At 43.7% G+C, this 18,548-nt stretch carries 18 protein-coding genes; 9 read left to right on the top strand and 9 right to left on the bottom strand.

From position 1 onward, the window contains the following. Window positions 1-47 precede the first annotated feature (47 nt). Window positions 48-944 (top strand): LysR family transcriptional regulator, encoded by an 897-nt coding sequence (locus Q0A08_RS09145; protein ID WP_438466518.1) that lies wholly within the window; start codon window positions 48-50, stop codon window positions 942-944. Here the strand turns inward: Q0A08_RS09145 and Q0A08_RS09140 are convergent. Then, window positions 941-1,579 (bottom strand): Crp/Fnr family transcriptional regulator, encoded by a 639-nt coding sequence (locus Q0A08_RS09140; RefSeq protein ID WP_438466516.1) that lies wholly within the window; start codon window positions 1,577-1,579, stop codon window positions 941-943. The two genes, Q0A08_RS09145 and Q0A08_RS09140, sit on opposite strands and share 4 nt — an antisense overlap. A 73-nt stretch (window positions 1,580-1,652) precedes the next feature. Here Q0A08_RS09140 and Q0A08_RS09135 point away from each other — a divergent pair, with 73 nt between their 5' ends. Further along, window positions 1,653-2,147: a GlcG/HbpS family heme-binding protein gene (locus tag Q0A08_RS09135; protein ID WP_438466514.1), complete on the top strand. Its 495-nt coding sequence runs from the start codon at window positions 1,653-1,655 to the stop codon at window positions 2,145-2,147. Window positions 2,148-2,242: 95 nt separating this feature from the next. Here Q0A08_RS09135 and Q0A08_RS09130 read toward each other — a convergent pair whose 3' ends face one another. The 3 genes from Q0A08_RS09130 to Q0A08_RS09120 all read right to left on the bottom strand — a co-directional run bounded on the left by Q0A08_RS09130 (window position 2,243) and on the right by Q0A08_RS09120 (window position 4,425). Further along, window positions 2,243-2,695 carry an NUDIX hydrolase gene (locus Q0A08_RS09130; RefSeq protein ID WP_438466512.1) on the bottom strand — a complete coding sequence of 151 codons (453 nt, stop codon included), beginning with the start codon at window positions 2,693-2,695 and terminating at the stop codon, window positions 2,243-2,245. Window positions 2,696-2,782: 87 nt separating this feature from the next. Further along, a complete protein-coding gene (locus Q0A08_RS09125) occupies window positions 2,783-3,136 on the bottom strand; it encodes a hypothetical protein (RefSeq protein ID WP_438466511.1) in 354 nt (117 codons plus the stop codon). 146 nt (window positions 3,137-3,282) lie between these two features. After that, window positions 3,283-4,425: a substrate-binding domain-containing protein gene (locus Q0A08_RS09120; protein WP_438466509.1), complete on the bottom strand. Its 1,143-nt coding sequence runs from the start codon at window positions 4,423-4,425 to the stop codon at window positions 3,283-3,285. Between the two features lie 280 nt (window positions 4,426-4,705). Here Q0A08_RS09120 and Q0A08_RS09115 point away from each other — a divergent pair, with 280 nt between their 5' ends. The 7 genes from Q0A08_RS09115 (at window position 4,706) to xylB (ending at window position 13,316) form a co-directional block, all read left to right on the top strand. Further along, window positions 4,706-5,263 (top strand): formate dehydrogenase subunit gamma, encoded by a 558-nt coding sequence (locus tag Q0A08_RS09115; RefSeq protein ID WP_438466507.1) that lies wholly within the window; start codon window positions 4,706-4,708, stop codon window positions 5,261-5,263. A 1-nt stretch (window position 5,264) separates the two neighbouring features. After that, complete coding sequence (locus tag Q0A08_RS09110) at window positions 5,265-6,848, top strand: formate dehydrogenase beta subunit (protein ID WP_438466505.1); 1,584 nt, start codon at window positions 5,265-5,267, stop codon at window positions 6,846-6,848. A 1-nt stretch (window position 6,849) separates the two neighbouring features. Further along, window positions 6,850-9,741, top strand: a complete 2,892-nt coding sequence (fdhF, locus tag Q0A08_RS09105) for a formate dehydrogenase subunit alpha (protein ID WP_438466503.1) — start codon at window positions 6,850-6,852, stop codon at window positions 9,739-9,741. A gap of 132 nt (window positions 9,742-9,873) precedes the next feature. After that, window positions 9,874-10,707, top strand: a complete 834-nt coding sequence (gene fdhD, locus Q0A08_RS09100; protein ID WP_438466501.1) for a formate dehydrogenase accessory sulfurtransferase FdhD — start codon at window positions 9,874-9,876, stop codon at window positions 10,705-10,707. Between the two features lie 28 nt (window positions 10,708-10,735). After that, window positions 10,736-10,972, top strand: a complete 237-nt coding sequence (locus Q0A08_RS09095) for a formate dehydrogenase subunit delta (RefSeq protein WP_438466499.1) — start codon at window positions 10,736-10,738, stop codon at window positions 10,970-10,972. Window positions 10,973-11,166: 194 nt separating this feature from the next. After that, complete coding sequence (locus tag Q0A08_RS09090) at window positions 11,167-11,574, top strand: cupin domain-containing protein (RefSeq protein WP_438466497.1); 408 nt, start codon at window positions 11,167-11,169, stop codon at window positions 11,572-11,574. Between the two features lie 194 nt (window positions 11,575-11,768). After that, window positions 11,769-13,316, top strand: a complete 1,548-nt coding sequence (gene xylB / locus Q0A08_RS09085; protein WP_438466496.1) for a xylulokinase — start codon at window positions 11,769-11,771, stop codon at window positions 13,314-13,316. A gap of 57 nt (window positions 13,317-13,373) precedes the next feature. Here xylB and Q0A08_RS09080 read toward each other — a convergent pair whose 3' ends face one another. From Q0A08_RS09080 to Q0A08_RS09060, 5 genes are all read right to left on the bottom strand, one after another. Further along, window positions 13,374-14,264 carry an AraC family transcriptional regulator gene (locus tag Q0A08_RS09080; protein ID WP_238326174.1) on the bottom strand — a complete coding sequence of 297 codons (891 nt, stop codon included), beginning with the start codon at window positions 14,262-14,264 and terminating at the stop codon, window positions 13,374-13,376. A 77-nt stretch (window positions 14,265-14,341) separates the two neighbouring features. Continuing rightward, window positions 14,342-15,136, bottom strand: a complete 795-nt coding sequence (locus tag Q0A08_RS09075; RefSeq protein WP_438466494.1) for an L-iditol 2-dehydrogenase — start codon at window positions 15,134-15,136, stop codon at window positions 14,342-14,344. Between the two features lie 28 nt (window positions 15,137-15,164). Continuing rightward, window positions 15,165-16,598: a mannitol dehydrogenase family protein gene (locus Q0A08_RS09070; RefSeq protein WP_438466492.1), complete on the bottom strand. Its 1,434-nt coding sequence runs from the start codon at window positions 16,596-16,598 to the stop codon at window positions 15,165-15,167. After that, a complete protein-coding gene (locus Q0A08_RS09065; protein WP_438466490.1) occupies window positions 16,591-17,694 on the bottom strand; it encodes an ABC transporter ATP-binding protein in 1,104 nt (367 codons plus the stop codon). Before Q0A08_RS09065 ends, Q0A08_RS09070 begins: the two co-directional genes overlap by 8 nt. 18 nt (window positions 17,695-17,712) lie before the next feature. Then, window positions 17,713-18,546: a carbohydrate ABC transporter permease gene (locus Q0A08_RS09060; RefSeq protein WP_438466488.1), complete on the bottom strand. Its 834-nt coding sequence runs from the start codon at window positions 18,544-18,546 to the stop codon at window positions 17,713-17,715. Window positions 18,547-18,548 lie beyond the last annotated feature (2 nt).

Here is an 18,548-nt window from a genome sequence, read left to right as displayed (position 1 = left end):
GGTGTTATGCTTGAGTGGTTTGCTTACTTAAAGGGTTGCACCAAATTATGACTAAAATCGACTTGAACCTTCTGATTGCACTCAATGTATTGTTAGAAGAGACCAGTGTTGTCCGCGCTGCAAAAAGGCTGGGTTTAAGCCAATCCGCTATGAGTCGTTCTTTAGCAAGGTTAAGAGATATGACAGGAGATCCACTTTTGGTGAGAGCAGGACGAACGCTTATCCCTTCTCCTAGAGCCTTAGATATTCAGCAAGAAGTGAGTCAGCTGGTTTGTGGGGCAGAAGCCATTCTAAGACCTAGCGAAATGCTTGACCTCAGTCAGCTAGACAGATGTTTTGTGATAAGAGTCAGTGATGGCTTTGTTGAAACTTTTGGTCTCAAGCTTATTCAGAAAATAAAGGCAGAAGCAAAGGGCGTAAAAATCCACTTCTTACCCAAGCTATCAAAGCAGAGCACTCAATTAAGAGAAGGGCAGGTTGACTTAGATATTGGTGTGTTAGGTGCTAAAACCAGTCCAGAGGTTCGCATGAGGGCGCTTTTTAGCGATGAGTTTGTGGGTGTCGTCAGCCCTGATCACCCTTTAGCTAATGATAAGGTGACTTGCGCAAACTTTGCCGCTGCTGATCATGTACTGGTTTCGAAAGAAGGAGGCTTAGTGGGGCCGGTAGATAAAGCGTTAGAAGCAATGGGTTATCAGCGTAACATCGCCGTTTTAACAGGCGGTTTTAGTGCTTCCATTGCTTTAGTTAAAGGTGCTGATCTGGTGGCAAGTGTCCCTTCTAAGCACACGGCCAAATTACGCGAAGGCTTACATACATTTCAACTGCCCTTTGATGTACCTAGCATTCAAGTGTCTATGTTTTGGCATCCAAGAATGGATGGTGATCAAGCCCATAAATGGCTAAGAGAATGTGTGCTAGCTGTGTGTGGTGATGAAACTTAAGCCTGCTGTTTATAGGTTATTTTTCGATAACCAATTTCGATCACACCTTGTGCCTTTAGAAGGTTGAGGTTAATGCCTATCGCTTCCTTGGTGACACCTAGCATACCTGCCAGTTCTTGTTGAGATACCTTTAATTCGCTCGATTTTTGCCAGCGAGAAAGTTGCAATAACAGAGTATTAAGGCGCTCGTTTAAGGGTAAAAAGACAGCATTTTCAAAAGAGCGGTTATAGTGTTCGACGTAACCTGCCAAAAGATTTGCGATGCTTAAAGTTAGTTGAGGGTCTTGTTTAATCAGCAGGTTAAGGTCTTTAGAAGAGAGCTGACCAATCAAAGATTCTTCAATGGCTAGGGCGTCATTTGGGCGCTTGCCTGAACCAAAGCAGCCAATAAAGCCAAACCATTCACCTCCTAATAAATCTTTAATTATCAGCTCTTTACCTGCTTCGTCCTGCTTTTTGATACGTATTGTGCCTTGTTTAACAAAATACAGGCCATTGGCTTCTTCTCCGTGATAATGCACAAACTCATTTTTTTTATACTGATGAAATTTAAGCTTTTCAAAAATAGTGTGTTGGGTTGAGCTTTGAATACTGTCGAGCCAACCAAAACCTAATGGCGAAAATGTCTCTTTCATGGGTAATAACAATCCAGATTGTGGTTTCAAAAATAATCAAATGTCTAAATAAGTACTCCACGAAGGAGGACTTATGAAACACATATCTAATATTAAACTCATCGCCTTAGGCGCACTTTTTTCAACCAGCCTATTTGCTAAAGATTTGCCGCAGAAGTATCAAATGACGGCTGAATTTGCGGAACAAGTCGCTAAAGAAGCTATCAGCCAATGTCTTGATTCTCAAGTTAATATTTCGGCGTCTGTTGTGAATGACCAAGGCCGCTTAGTTTATTTTTACCGAGGTAATAATACGGGAGCGAATACCATACATACGAGTTTTCGTAAGGCTTACACCTCAGCCAGTCTTAAAATACCCACTTCACAGCTAGTCATGGCAGTAGAGGCCAAAGGCTATAGCCAACTAGGGAAAATGGAAGATGACATCTTACTTTTAACAGGTGGGCTGCCAATATATTACAAGAAAACCCTGATAGGCGCGATAGGGCTTTCTGGTGCTCCAAACCCACTCATTGAAGAAGAGTGCGGTAAAAATGCCATTGCTAAAGTACTAGGTGAGAAAGGCTGATTAAGACGAGTCCTTGTTTAATAAACCAGCTAACTTTTTAGCTGGTTTATTAAATCTAATACTTTTGTCGTGGCTTACTCATTGATATTGGTTTGTTATTTGAGGTTTATCTTGTACAAGGGATTAATTGGCCTATCTACAAAGTACTCCCAAATATGTTTGTACACCTTATGCTGATTAGGGAAGGGAGCGAGTGCTAACGCTTCTTCTAAAGAGCACCAAGCAAACTCGGTATGTTCATCATTCAATATCACGATTTGGTTCGGCGGACAGACAAGGGTAAACACAGGGATTAATTCAATTCTATTAGTACTATCTTCATAGAAGGTTTCTAAAAACTGAGCGTTATAGAGTTCTGTTGCTTGGATCTGGGTTTCCTCATGGAACTCCCGAACAATGGCTTGTACGGCAGTTTCATCTGCTTCAATAGAACCTGCCACATGGCACCAAAATCCACCTTTTTTACGCTTCATCAAGAGTATTTTTATCTGGCCATCCACCTCTGAGAGCGCGACACCAGATACAACGGAGGAGTTTATAGGAATCATTTTCTATCCTTGAAATGTCTTTGTTAAAAGGCTTTAACGAGTATTGTTAGCTGGTTAGATTAGGTGCACTAATGGCTTTACTGTGCTTTATTGCCCTTCCAAATCATCCATGGCATCTGGCTCTTGCACGTAGAAATGCAGGTTGTTTCTAGCATCTTTTAAAATGATGGCACGTTTAAATAGCTGCTGGTGTAGCTTTTTTTGAAACAGGCTTTCTTGCTCTTTCATGTTGGCAAGGGCGGTATCGTCTTCAAAGTAGCAGCGTACATCGAGGCTGGCTGGAAAGTTGCTGAAATTCACATCATACACAATGCCTAAGAAGCCCTTTGTTTTGTCTTCTATGCTATCTGCTCCAACGGCTGCAAAGAGTTGTGCTTCTACTGCATCAACGGCAGCGATGACTTTTTGATTAAGTTTTTGGGTAACTTTGGAGTGCTTCATAGAATTTATAGCTTACTAGTTGGATAAAAAGTGCCGTCATTGTACCAGCCTGTTTTTGATATGAAAGAGGCTGGTACAATGAAGGAATAAGTTCAACAAAGGCACTAAGACACTGTATCAAGCGTTGCCTAAATTAAGGTGTTTATTTAACTCGTTTTAAATAACCAATCTGTGCTTGATGTATTACCACTTTGCTCACATTGATAGCCTGGTAGTTGGTTGATCTGTGCTTGATACTCAGGATTAGATAGGGTGGCAATAAAGGCTTGAATGTCTTCATCTTGCTCAGCCTCTAACGGGTAAGCCCATAAGTAATACTCTTCAATGATGGGGGTAAAAGCGAGACCAAACCGTTTTGCCGCGGCTTCAACACCAAAGCCTACATCAGCCATACCTGAGGCAATATAGGCAGCGACTGCGCTATGGGTCAGCTCTTGGTTCTCAATGCCTGGGATATCTCTTGGGGAAATACCTTCATTGAAAAGTAATTGTTCGAATAGTTCACGAGTCCCTGAACCTTGTTGACGGTTGATAAAACGGTAACCCCCTTGTTTTAGGTCCTGAATGCTATTGAATTCAGATGGTTTTACTGGGGTAGCATCAGGCATCTCATGATCGTTATTTTTATCTTGCTGCTGCAGTTTTGCTAGGATACTTAATTTTTTGTTTTCTTCTTTATACATAAGCCCCTGTTGGCGACGGATAAAGCGAATAATGCCAAAGCGCTTAGGGTCGAGTAATTCTTGATAACGGCGCTTTTGTACATCGACTTCTAGACCGATAGGCTGATGGAAACCTGCTATTCTGCAGCGCCCTTCATTAAGCGCGATCAAAGCATGTTGCGGTGCGTGGTAATGAATTTCGACCTGATAATCCCGTACATATTGCGTCATCAGGGCAACCGCATAACCATGGCTGGCATAAATACGTACCACAGGGGCATGGTTAGAGAGCAGGCTTTGTAGTTCGACATTGAGCTCGGTCGCAAAACTTTCCATTTCTGGGTGGAGTCTGGCGTCAATGCGCTGATTACTCCATAAAAGTTTTTGCCCTAACTGAGTTAATTGTGCTCCACGGCCTTTTTCTTTCACCACTAATGCTTTTCCAAAAAAAGCTTCACTCTTCTCTAATATGTTCCAAGCATGGCGATAGGAGAGGTCACAATCCTTTGCCGCAGCGGTTAATTTTCCTTGTTTATTAATCTGATAGAGCAAAGGCAGCAAGCTTTCATGTAGGCGTTCGCCTGCATCATTTTCGAAATCCCAGCGGGGAATAATATTAATATGCATAAAAAATCATATTTGGTTGTTCACTTATGGGTGCTAAAGTGAGTTTATGTGAATATTTAGCCTATATTTAATGCTATATATGCACAAAAGTACATATCTTTATTTTGGTCGGGCAGAACAAAATGAGATAAAAGCATCATAAAAAGAATGATAAAACATCACTTTATAGTCGTTTACTGATGCCAGTCGGACTATTAGCTAAATTCAGGTTCACTTTTTTGGACCTGACTAGCTTGATAGAAGGTAAGTCAGTAATCGCCATTTTTGTTAAGGCAGGCATATGACAGACGCTAACACGCAAGGCTCAGAGCAGGCGAAAGCGCAAGGTTTGGCGAACCAAGCAGAGATTGAATCTGTAGTGGGTCGCATACTCGTTGAACTCAAAGACATTCCAGGTCCTCTTTTACCTATATTGCACGAAGTGCAGCATCAATTGGGCTATGTGCCTGATAGTTCGTTGCCAATCATTGGTAAAGCATTGAATATCTCTCGTGCAGAAGTGCATGGTGTGGTGACCTTCTATCACCACTTTAGTAGTAAGCCTCGTGGTCGTCATATTATCGAAGTGTGCCGCGCAGAATCTTGCCAATCTATGGGCGGACGTGACCTTGAAGCTCATGCTAAATCGGCCCTAGGTCTTGATTGGTATCAAACCACCATGGATAAAGAAATTACCCTAGAGCCTGTTTTTTGCCTAGGTAATTGTGCCTGTTCACCGGCGATTCGTGTGGGTGATGAAGTGTACGGTCGTATGGATGCAGAGCAGTTTGATGAAATTGTTGATGAGCTTCGCACTGTACCATTGGCGTTTAGCGCGAACCCAGCGGAGGTAAAATAATATGACAACGATTGTGAAAGTCTTTATCCCGCGTGATTCTGCAGCCCTGTCTGTTGGTGCAGAACGTGTTAGTAAAAAATTAACTCAGTTAGCAGCCGAGCAAGATACGGTTGTTGATTTGGTACGTAATGGTTCCCGTGGCCTTTTTTGGTTAGAGCCAATGGTCGAAGTAGACACCCCAGAAGGGCGTGTTGCTTATGGCCCTGTTGCACCTAAAGATTTGCCTAGCCTGATCGAAGCGGGTCTTTTGAATAATGCTTCACCAAGCGATCGCCAAGCGCATCCTTTGTACTTGGGGTTAACAGAAGAAATTGAATATCTAAAAAAACAGCAACGCCTGACCTTTGCCCGTGCTGGTATTATTGACCCTGTGAGCTTGACTGACTATAAGAGCACTCATGGCTATGACGGTTTAGTGCGTGCTTTAGATATGAGTTCACAAGCCCTAGTCGACGAAGTAAAAGAATCAGGCCTTCGTGGCCGTGGTGGAGCGGCTTTCCCAACAGGGATTAAATGGCAAACCGTATTAAATACACCAGCAGCACAGAAATACATTATTTGTAATGCAGACGAAGGTGACTCAGGTACCTTTGCTGACCGTTTGCAAATGGAAGCTGACCCTTTTGCTTTGATCGAAGGCATGACAATCGCAGGTCTTGCGGTTGAAGCGACTCAAGGTTACATCTACCTACGTGAAGAATACCCTCACGCAAAAGATATTTTGAACGAAGCCATTCAAGTGGCAGAGCAAAATGGCTACCTTGGCGAAAACATTCTCGACAGTGGTAAAACCTTCCACCTAGAAGTGCGCATTGGTGCCAAGGCTTATATCTGCGGTGAAGAAACCGCCTTGATGGAAAGCTTAGAAGGCAAGCGCGGCATGGTTCGACCTAAACCGCCACTGCCAGCAATTGAAGGTTTGTTTGGCCAACCTACCGTTGTAAACAACGTTTTATCTTTATCGACCATTGCCATTATTTTGGCTAAAGGCGGTAAGTTCTACCAAGAGTTTGGAATGGGGCGCTCTCGTGGCACCATGCCTTTCCAGCTAGCGGGTAACCTGAAATACCCAGGGCTTGTTGAGACGGCTTTTGGTATCACAATGAAAGAGCTTTTATTTGATTTTGGTGGGGGTACTCGTTCTGGCAGACCTATGCGCTCTGTTCAGTCTGGTGGTCCATTAGGGGCTTATCTGCCTGAATCTCAATGGCATCTAGAAATGGATTATGAAGCCTTATCTGCCGAAGGTGCTGTATTAGGTCACGGTGGTTTAGTGGCCTTTGATGACACAGTCGACATGTTAGAACAAGCACGTTTCTCTATGGAATTCTGTGTTGAAGAATCATGTGGTAAGTGTACGCCTTGTCGTATTGGTTCGACCCGTGGGGTTGAAGTAATCGACCGTATTCGTGCCGATGAAAACCGAGATGACAATTTAGAGCTGTTAGAAGATTTATGCGACACCATGGTGTCTGGCTCTTTATGTGCCATGGGCGGTATGACGCCTTTCCCTGTACAAAGTGCGCTTGAGCATTTTGGCGAAGACTTCCAAAAACCATCAAACAATCAAGAGGCAGGCCAATAATATGTTACATTTTTTTGATCCAAGAACTGACCTTGATAGCGAGATTGATTACGGTACGCCGCCGGCGACCTTCGATCCGACGCCAGACGCTGAGCTTATCAGCCTGAGTATTGATGGTAATGAAGTGCGTGTACCTGAAGGCACCTCTGTTATGCATGCTGCCGCTATGGCAGGTATTAATATTCCTAAGCTTTGTGCGACCGATTCCTTAGAAGCCTTTGGTTCTTGTCGTATTTGTTTGGTTCAAATTGAAGGTCGTCGTGGCTTTCCTGCTTCATGTACCACACCGGCAGAAGCGGGCATGGAAGTTAAAACACAAAACGATAAAATTGGTAAATTACGCCGCAATGTGATGGAGCTTTATATCTCTGATCACCCGTTAGATTGTTTGACCTGTCCTGCTAATGGCGACTGTGAACTACAAGATATGGCAGGTGCAGTTGGCCTACGTAATGTCCGTTACACAGGGCAAAGCGCGATTCCAAGCCATACTCACTTAGATGAGAAGAAAGATACGTCTAACCCTTATTTCACCTTTGATGCGAGCAAATGTATCGTTTGTAATCGCTGTGTGCGTGCCTGTGAAGAAACACAAGGTACATTTGCCTTAACCATTTCTTCTCGTGGTTTTGAATCGAAAGTATCTCCGGGGCAAGATGATGCCTTTATGGATTCTGACTGTGTTTCTTGTGGTGCTTGTGTGCAAGCCTGCCCAACGGCAACCTTGATGGAAACCTCGATTATCGATAAAGGACAGCCTGAGCATTCAGTGATTACTACTTGTGCTTATTGTGGTGTAGGTTGCGCCTTTAAAGCTGACATGAAGGGTGATGAAGTCATTCGTATGACACCTTGGAAAGGCGGTAAAGCCAACCGTGGTCACTCTTGCGTGAAAGGTCGATTTGCCTTTGGTTATGCCACTCACCAAGACAGAATTACTTCGCCTATGGTGCGTGATTCGATTGATCAGCCATGGCGTAAAGTGTCTTTTGAAGAGGCATTTGATTTTGCCGCGACTCGTATTAAAGGTATTCAAGAGAAGTACGGCCGCAACTCAGTAGGCGGTATTACCTCATCTCGTTGTACCAATGAAGAAACCTATCTGGTTCAAAAACTGGTTCGAGCTGCCTTTGGTAACAACAATGTGGATACCTGTGCCCGTGTTTGTCATTCACCAACCGGTTTTGGCTTGAAAACCACCCTTGGTGAATCGGCAGGTACACAGACATTTGATTCGGTTGAAAAAACTGATGTCATCATGGTCATTGGTGCTAACCCAACCGATGCTCACCCAGTATTCGGTTCACGTATGAAAAAACGTATCCGTGAAGGGGCTAAGCTGATTGTGGTTGATCCACGTAGCATCGACTTGGTAAATGGCCCTCATGTGAATGCGGATTACCATTTGCAGCTAATGCCGGGAACAAACGTGGCATTTGTGAATGCTATGGCTCACGTTATCGTTAATGAAGGGTTAGAAGCCGCTGACTTTATTGCAGAACGTTGTGAAACAGAAGCTTTCCATGAGTGGAAAAACTTCATCGCAGATGAGCGTCATTCCCCAGAAAACACAGAACAATTTACCGGTATTCCAGCGGCCTATATTCGCGGAGCAGCACGTCTTTATGCTACCGGCGGTAATGGTTCTATCTACTATGGTCTAGGTGTGACCGAGCACAGTCAAGGTTCATCTACCGTAATGGGGATTGCTAACCTTGCCATGCTAACAGGTAACGTTGGCCGTGATGGTGTGGGTGTTAACCCGCTACGGGGTCAGAACAACGTACAGGGTTCGTGTGACATGGGGTCTTTCCCGCATGAGCTACCTGGCTATCGTCATATTTCTGGACAAGCGGTACGTGATCTTTTCGAAGATGCATGGAAAGTGAAACTGGACCCAGAGCCAGGCTACCGTATTACCAACATGCTAGATGCTGCGGTTGAAGGCAGCTATAAAGGCTTGTATGTTCAGGGTGAGGATATTGCTCAGTCTGATCCAAATACAAAACACGTAGAAGCTGCGTTGCGTAATATGGAGTGTTTGATTGTTCAGGATATCTTCTTGAATGAGACGGCTAAGTTTGCTCATGTTTTCTTACCGGGAACCAGCTTCCTAGAGAAGAACGGTACTTTCACAAACGCTGAGCGTCGTATTTCGCCAGTGCGTAAAGTGATGCCACCTATGCCGGGTCTTGAAGATTGGCAGGTAACGCTAGGTCTTTCTAAAGCCCTAGGGTATGAAATGCACTATGAGCATCCGTCACAAATTATGGCAGAAATTGCGGCACTAACACCGACTTTCTCAAACGTGACTTACGAACGTTTGGATGAAGAAGGGTCGCTGCAATGGCCATGTAATGATGACACGCCAGATGGCACGCCTATCATGCACGTGGATGGCTTTGTTCGCGGTAAAGGCTTCTTTGCACTGACTGAATACGTACCAACCGAAGAGAAAGTGACACGTCGCTTCCCACTTCTTTTGACGACAGGTCGTATCTTGTCGCAATACAATGTGGGTGCACAAACCCGTCGTACCGAGAACTCCTCTTGGCATGGTGAAGACAGTCTAGAACTACACCCTCAAGATGCAGAAGACAGAGGCATTAACACAGGTGATCTAGTGTCCCTTGCCAGTCGTGCCGGTGATACTCACCTCAGAGCGATTGTCTCAGATCGCATGCAGCCAGGTGTGGTTTATACCACTTTCCACCACCCAGAAACGGGTGCGAACGTGATAACCACAGATAACTCAGACTGGGCGACTAACTGTCCTGAGTACAAGGTAACCGCGGTACAAGTGGATAAATTGATTAGTGAGACAGCAAACTCAGAATGGCAAAACCAATTTGCTGAGTTTACTGAGCAGCAAATCGCCTTTATTGATAAATAAGTTTAGGTGACATGTGATGAAGGGCTATATCTTAAGGGCTATGTCTTAAGGGCTTACACCTTTGGGACTTACACCTTTAAGGGAAGTCCTTCATACTTCTCACTTATTCACTAGAAAAGAGGCGAGCCAGTTTTGCAAGCAAATCAGTCCGGCAATTTATCAGAGCAGCTAGTTGTACAAGCGACTCATGAAGAAAATGTGATAGTGCGTAACCCAGAGGGCGAACTAGCACAAAGTGATTGGATTGCTGAAGAAGTTGCAGTGGCACTGGTGTATAACGGCATTAGCCATGCGGTGATGATGCTAACACCTCAGGATCTAGCTGACTTTGCAATGGGCTTTAGTTTGACCGAAGGCATTCTGACTTCAAAAAAACAGTTGCGTAGTCTAGAGCTGGTGGAATCTGAGTTAGGCATTGAAGTACGCATGGAAATAGCGACCGAGGCTTTTGTGAATCTAAAACAAAGGCGTAGGCAGCTAAGTGGTCGTACCGGTTGTGGTATATGTGGTTTAGAGTCATTAACCGCAGTGCAGCCAGATGTTGCCATACGAGATGCGCGTCCTATGCCAAGTTATCAGCTTATTGAAAAAGCCGCGGCTAAGTTAAAAGGGTCACAGCAGATTCAATCTCAATGTGGCGCAGTACATGCTGCAGCCTTATTTGATGCCAATGCTGAGCTAGTTTCTATTCGAGAAGACGTGGGAAGGCACAATGCCCTTGATAAGCTATTAGGTGCGATTGCTCGAAATAAGCAACAGGATAAATTGGCGGGTTTTGTGCTGGTATCAAGTCGAGCCAGTTTTGAAATGGTCTCTAAGGCCGCTAAATGTGGTATTCACACCTTGGTGGCTGTCTCTGCGCCAACCAAGATGGCCATTGCCTTAGCGAAACAAGCCAATATGAATTTGATTGGCTTTGTTAGACCCCAAAGACAAGTCGTATATGTGCAAGCGGTTGATGCCTAAGGCGCAACCATGAATCAGAGGATTTAACATGAGTGAAAATGAATTAAGCCAACTAATTAAAATGGCGAACCAAATTGCCTCAAACATAGGTATAGGTTCAACCGAAGAAGATTGTGTGAAAAAGGTAGTTACCCATATTACCGCATTCTGGGCTTTACCTATGCGCCAAAAAATTTGCGCTAATATGGAAGAGTTTGCAGAAGATTTAAACCCGATTGCCACGAAAGCTTTGCTTGAAATTCAGGCTAATTTAAAAGCGGCTTAATCACTGTTTCCTGTCTTAGGGAATCAAGAAATAAGGGCTTTAGTCGTTTTGTTTCTTGTTTTCTAAACCAGCTAATTCCTCCTTAGTTGGTGTTTTAATTTCCCGCACTTCTTTGAAGTGCGGGATTTTTTTGTTCGAGTATAGGGAAGGTGTCATACTCTTGATGCTTAAAATAATATGAAGGGACCTTAGTTATGCCTGCATCCTCAAATAAAGCGACACCGATTAATCTCGAACAAGCCTTATCTCATACCAAACACCTTGATGGACGAACCCCAACAAATTCTGATCATAATGATGGGAACAGTGCCTACGACACCTTGTCTGACTTTGGCAATGGCGGCATGTTTATTGCCAATTATACGGGGTTCAGTGAGTGGGAAAGGCACGCTAATGGGGATGAAATGGTGCAAGTTATCGAAGGTGAAACTAGCTTAGTTTTGCTGATTGATAACGAAGAAGTCCCAAATAAAATAAAGGCGGGTGAGTTACTTATCGTGCCACAAGGTATTTGGCATAGGTTTGAATCTCCAAAAGGAGTGAAAGTACTCACTATAACCCCTCAGCCGACGGACCATCAGATTGAAAGGCCAATAGATTAAGCTCGTTTTTCTTCGCTCTTTTTATCTTCTAAGTAAGTTTGAATAAAAGCTTTCTATGTTGAGCTAACTAAACCTTTTTTAGCAAATACTGATACGCATCTGTTGGCTTTGCCCAATTTGGTTGACTCAGACCGCCTTTGTTTTAACACTCTGTTTATCATGCTTAATATAAAGATAATAAGGGAGTGGATTAAATGTATTTAGGTTTAGATCTTGGTACCTCTGGGTTAAAAGGGGTGGTGATAAACCAAGCGGGTGAACTAATTGCGATAAGCTCTAAAAGCCTTGAGGTTAGCTCTCCTGAGCCGCTGTGGTCTGAGCAAGGTCCGCTATCTTGGTGGCAGGCGGTCAAAGAGGTAGTCGCCAGCTTACACCTGATTCTTGACTCCCAAGGACAAGACTTTAGCCAATTAAAAGGCATAGGCTTATCTGGGCAAATGCATGGTGCGACTTTTCTTGATAAGCAAGGCGAAGTGCTAAGACCTTGTATTCTCTGGAATGACGGCCGTAGTCAGCAAGAGTGCCAAGACTTAATAACCTTGTGTCCTAATCTATTAAACTTGAGTGGTAACTTGGCCATGTCAGGTTTTACTTCTCCCAAAGCCTTATGGTTAAAACGACATGAGCCAACGCTTTTCGCTAAGGTGCAATATGTCTTACTGCCTAAGGATTATTTGTCTTATCGTTTAACTGGCAAACTTGCCACTGATTGCTCGGATGCTGCGGGTTCTCTTTGGCTGAACCCTGCTACTCGCCAATGGGATACCTCTCTTTTAGCGGCTACAGATTTCACTCTGAATAATATGCCTAAGGTGCATGAAGCTTGTGATGTGATTGGGTGTTTGTCGGATGATGTAGCGGCCTTATTGTCTTTGCCACAAGTACCTGTGGTGGCTGGTGCTGGCGATAATGCCGCGGGCGCTGTGGGAATGGGGGTGGTTAATACTGGTCAAGGCTTAATTTCTCTAGGGACTTCTGGCGTGTATTTTAGTGTGAGTGATCAACACCGAGCTAACCCTGAAAAAACAGTACACGCTTTTTGTCATGCTCTGCCTAATCGTTGGCATCAAATGGGGGTGACATTAAGTGCGGCAAATTCCTTATCTTGGGTCGCTAAACTAGCTAATAAGCCCGTTGCAGATTTATTAAATACTCTAGATAGCTTCATTGAAAAACGTGGAAATTTACGAACTAAGTTAGTGTTCTTACCTTATTTAAATGGGGAACGTACACCTCATAATAACCCTATAATGACTGGTCAATTTATTGGCTTGGTGAACGATACATCCATTGAAGAAATGACTTTAGCCGTGTTAGAAGGCGTTGCCTTTTCCCTATTGGATTGTCAGAAAGCATTAGCTAATGACGATGGCGTTAAACAGGAACTGTCTTTAATTGGCGGTGGTGCTCGCTCTCCTTTGTGGCGTCAGATCTTATCGAATGTGTTAGATCAAAATTTGGTTTATCGAGATGGAGGCGAAGTGGCGCCTGGTTTAGGGGCTGCTCGACTTGCCATGATAGGTGTGAGATATGAAGACGCACTTTATGATGTGTCAGATGCTAAAGCACCTAATGATGTTCTAGAGAACCTGATAGCAGAAATTTGCGTTATGCCAGAGGTATTAGACGAACACCAACCTCAAGCTGAACTGGCTGAGTATTATCTGAAAAAACATGAGGTTTATAGCCAGCTTGCTAAGGCGAGTTTGGTATTTAATCAAAGCCTTACTGAGCTCGCTTGAGTCCAGTAAGCGCTTTTAGCAAGGCTTCTCTAGTAAGGCGTTTCTACTAAGACCTCTCTAGTAAGGAATTGCTTCATCATGATTATGACTTTGGCTGCGAAAATCCCTTGGGGTGACGCCTTTTAGTTCATGAAAACGACGATTAAAGTTAGCCACACTGTTAAAGCCCACTAAGAAGCAAATGTTGGTAATCTGCTGGTCTGTATCACTTAATAAGCTACAAGCACGACTAATGCGCACTCGATTTACAAACTCGATAAAACGATTCCCCGTGGCTTTTTTGAAGAAACGAGAGAAGTGGCTATCAGACATGCCAATCAGGCTTGCCGCATCTGACAGGCAGATATCTTTATTATAATTTTGCGAGACGTAATCCACGACGGTATTGATTTTACGTTGCAAGCTTTCATTGGATTTTAAGTCAATTTGTACAGTCGAAAGCAGGCGATAGTCATGGGTAGAGGCAAGCTTGCTTAACAGGGGAAGCGCATTAATAAGGCGTTGTAAGCCTTGGCTGTCGCGTACTTTTTCAAAGGTTTCTTTGAGGTAGTCTGGGTCAAAGTTTAAAAACTCTATGCCAGACTTTGCTCTTGCAAGCATAGGTAAAATCTCAGCCAGCTCTGGGATGATTTTTAAACCATTAGAGAAGGATTCGTGATCAAAACGTATCACCATATCTCTTAATTTAACTGGGTCTTGGTCGTTTTGACAAACCCAGTTATGGGGCAATCTTGGGCCGGTGAGAATGAGTTGGCCAGGAGTGTAAGTGCCTATGTAATCACCAATAAATACCTTGCCCGTGGTAGAGACAATAAAATGCAGCTCGTAATCATCGTGGGCATGCCAACGTATCAGGTCACAAGGAAAACCATGTTCAAGATAACGTATGGTTTCAACATGCTCTTCAATTAATTCAAGCTCTGGTGTATTTCGGTTTTTCATAGACATCTTACTTTCCTATTAGGCTCTTGCTCCAAATAATAGTGCACGCCTAATTTTCAGAGTGTAGCTATTTGGTTTGTATATTAACTCATCACATTGCCGCCATCGACATTGTAGGTCTGAGCGGTAATGTATCTGGCACCTTCTGAGGCTAAAAAGAGTGCTAAAGAGGCTATCTCTGCAGGCTCTCCCATATAACCTAAGGGGACAGCCTTACCAACAGCAGTCTTCTTTTCTCCCAGTGCGAGGTTTTCGTGTTTGGCAAATAGACTATCCACATGCTCCCACATAGGGGTATCTATCACGCCAGGCGAAATTGCGTTCACATTGATTTTATACTGAGCTAATCCAAGCGCTGCCGATTGGGTATAACTGATCACAGCGGCTTTCGTTGCACAATAATGGGAAACTAAGGCCTCACCGCGACGACCTGCCTGAGAAGCCATATTGATAATGCGACCCTCTATGCCCATATCGACCATCTTCTGAGCGACCTTTTGCAGGGTAAAGAAGAAGGCTTTAACGTTGATATCAAAAAGGCGATCAAAGCTTTCTTCATCGGACTCAAGTATTGGTGCCAAATCAAATACAGCCGCATTGTTTACCAGAATATCCAGTCGATCGAATTGCTCGACAGTGCTTTGGATTAACCTATCGACTCCTTGGCTGTCACAAATATCACAGCCGATATAAAGGGCTTTATTAGGGTAATCTGCGAGTAGTCCTGTTAAGGCGTCTGGCGTGTCTTTTGAGTAATCAGTCAGCACCACTTTTGCGCCGTTAGCCAAATAGGTTTGTGCAATGGCAAGTCCTATGCCGCCCGCTGAACCTGTAATCAAAGCCACTTTATTTTCTAAGTTTTGATTATCTAATGTCATATTAATTCCTTAAATTTAACCTTTGCTTCTAGGCTGAAAAACGCAGCTGAGTTTGCTTAATTGAGCGACTCAAACGAGAAACAAAATCAGGGTAGGCTTCTGGTAGGTCTTGCCAGAGGTAGGTATCTGTTGCAAAGGCATGAATGCCTTTTTCGTCATTGGTAAAAGCGGCAAGCTTATCCATGTTTGGCTCGTAATAGTTAACTTGCAACTTGCCTTGGGCGGTTTGATGGATAAAAACAAACCAGCTCGCAATGGCATCAATGGTTTTATTGGGAATGCCGCCTAATTGATAGATACCAGCAAGTGTCGGGTACACAAAAATTGGGAACTTGGCATAACCGTCTGTACAGATACGCTCTACCGTATCGCCAATATTGGTGTTACTAAAACGCAGAGCAATGACCTTGGCATAAGAAGAAAGATCGACCACAGACTGGCCTATGGCAGGAATCGCATCTTGCTTAATAAAGTTAGAGAAATAGACTTTTAACTCCATGTCCATCATAGCTTGGTCGAAATAATCTAAGCCTTTTAGCGCTGCTTGATAAGCCACACAGGTATGCCCTGCATTTAAAATACGGATTTTTGCCTCTTCAAACGGTGTGACATCTTCAACTAGCTGCACATCAACTTTATGTAAAGGCGGTCTTTCGCCTGCAAAGTCATCTTCTACAACCCATTGGATAAAGTCTTCCGCCATGACAGTCATGTTATCTTCAATATTGAAGCGTGACTGCACATCCTTTTGATGCTCTATGCTAGGTTTTGGCGTAATTCTATCAACCATAGAGGATGGAAAAGAGCAGTTCTCTAGTGCCCAAGCATGTAGAGATTCATCTTGCTTCGCTTTTAAAAATTGTAATAGACCTGTTTTTAAAAGTTTGCCGTTATGACGCAAATTATCACAGCAAAGCAGAGTAATCTTGCTGGCAGATGTTTCGCTACGCTTTTTTAAACCCGCATATAAAAAGGCATAAAGCGTATTACGACCTGAACTCAAATCATCCTTGATAAGAGGGTGATCTTGCATCAGTTGGTTATTTTCATCTAGATAATAGCCACCTTCTGTCACAGTGGTTGTGATCAATTGAATTTGATTATCGGCCATTAAATGATCCACTGTTTCAGGCTCAATTGCGCCATCAACAAGCTGGGTAATAGCGCGGATATGCTCGTATACCGCTTCACCTTTTGGGCTCATGGTTTTAAGCACATACTCACCGTTTTGCTTATTTAATTGAGTAAAACCTTGGCTATCCTGCGGGCGTATATTAACGCCGATTAAGCCCCAATGTTTGCCTGCTGGCTTAGATAATAAGCGATCGAAATACACCGCCTGATGAGCACGATGAAAGGCACCGACTCCCAAGTGCATAACACCTGGGGAGATTGCATCCTTCTCATAGTTTTGTACTAGCAGTTGATCTGCTCCACGCGTTGGGGCGAGCATGTTAGGCATGGCTGACTTCCTCGGCTAGCTTGGAGATAACACGGTCACTTTCGTTAAATAAAATAACCTCATCAAGGTCTATTTTGATTTGCACTAATTGCCCATCTTGAATATTACTGCGAGCAGAGGCTTTGACTATGATGGTTTGTTGGCTTTCAAGTTGAATGTGGGTATAAGCCTCTGAACCTAGGTGTTCGACTAGCTCAATTTTACCGCTAAGGTCGCCGCCTTCTGGTACCAAATGCATATGCTCAGGGCGAATACCTAGTTTGATAGAGCCAGGTACAGGACCATTGATACGATTGTTCGGGAAATTGATTTGGCCTACGCCAATATCAAGGGATAAGTTTTCGTCTTGGCGTGTTACATCAAATACATCCAGTAAGTTCATTTTTGGTGTTCCGATAAATTCGGCCACAAAACGGCTATTAGGCTGGCGATAAAGTTCTAGCGGTGTGCCGACTTGTTCAATTTGACCAGCATTTAGAATGACGACTCGGTCGGCTAGGGTCATGGCTTCAACCTGATCATGGGTAACATAAATCATGGTTGTACCTAATTTTTTATGTAGACGAGCAAGTTCTAAACGCATCTGTACTCTAAGGGCTGCATCTAGGTTAGATAGTGGCTCATCAAATAAGAAAACCTTAGGTTGGCGCACGATTGCACGGCCGATAGCGACCCTCTGGCGTTGACCACCAGAAAGTTCTTTAGGCTTACGCTCAAGTAATGGATCAAGTTGCAGAGACGCTGAAACGCTCCGTACCTTTTCTTCAATTTCACTGTCTGGCACTTTCGCAAGACGTAGAGCGAAAGAAAGGTTATCCGCCACTGTCATATGTGGGTAAAGGGCATAAGACTGAAATACCATCGCCAAATCACGCTTAGAAGAGGCAAGCTCTGTGATGTCTCGATTATCTAGATTAATACTGCCTTCTGAACTGGACTCTAAACCTGCTATGGTTCTTAGTAGTGTCGATTTACCACAGCCTGATGGGCCAACGAAAACAACAAATTCGCCTTCGGTAATAGAGAGATTGATGCCGCGAAGTGCATGGTAGCTGTCGTAGTGTTTTTGCAATTCTGTAATGGTTAAGTAGCTCATGATGTTTGTTCCTAAAAATTATTTTACAGCGCCGAATGTAAGGCCTTGAACAAGTTGTTTTTGGCAGAACCAACCGAATATAACGATCGGAGCGCAGGCTAAGGTAGAAGCCGCCGATAGCTTGGCCCAGAATAAGCCTTCAGGACTTGAGTAAGAGGCAATCATGGCCGTAAGTGGCGCGGCTTCTGAGGCGGTTAAGTTAAGAGACCAAAAGGCTTCGTTCCAACACAAGATGATGGATAAAAGAGCCGTTGATGAAATACCGCCAATGGATAGGGGCAAGACAACTTTAACGATTTCATCCCATGGGCTAGCACCATCCATTCGAGCGGCTTCTAGGATCTCTTTCGGTAGATCTTTAAAGTAGGAGAACAGCATCCAAATGATGATAGGCAGGTTCATCAATGTGAATATGATCACCAAGCCGGTACGTGAATCTAATAAGCCATAATCACGGCTTAAGATATAAATAGGTACTAATACACCGACCGCTGGGAGCATCTTGGTGGATAGCATCCATAGTAAAATATCTTTGGTTTTCTTGGTTGGGTTAAACGCCATCGCATAAGCGGCTGGCACCCCAATGATGAGTGCAATTAAGGTTGAACCAAAGGATGTGATAACTGAGTTAAAAGCATGTTTTAGATAGTCACTTCGCTCTTGCACTATGCCAAAGTTATCAAGGGTTGGCTCAAAGAAGAGTGATGGCGGCACTGAGATCGCCTGTAACTCTGTTTTAAAGGAGGTGATAAACATCCAAAAAATTGGGAAAAACAACAGGAGCGCAATCAGCCATGCAAATGCACCTGTGACAAAGGTTTTAAATTTACGTTGTTGATTAAGAGTCATCATAA

Source organism: Marinomonas sp. PE14-40 (assembly GCF_051623805.1).
Classification (GTDB): Bacteria; Pseudomonadota; Gammaproteobacteria; order Pseudomonadales; family Marinomonadaceae; genus Marinomonas.
The sequence above is the reverse complement of the archived record's forward strand: the minus strand, read 5'-3'. Positions and strand labels throughout refer to the sequence as shown.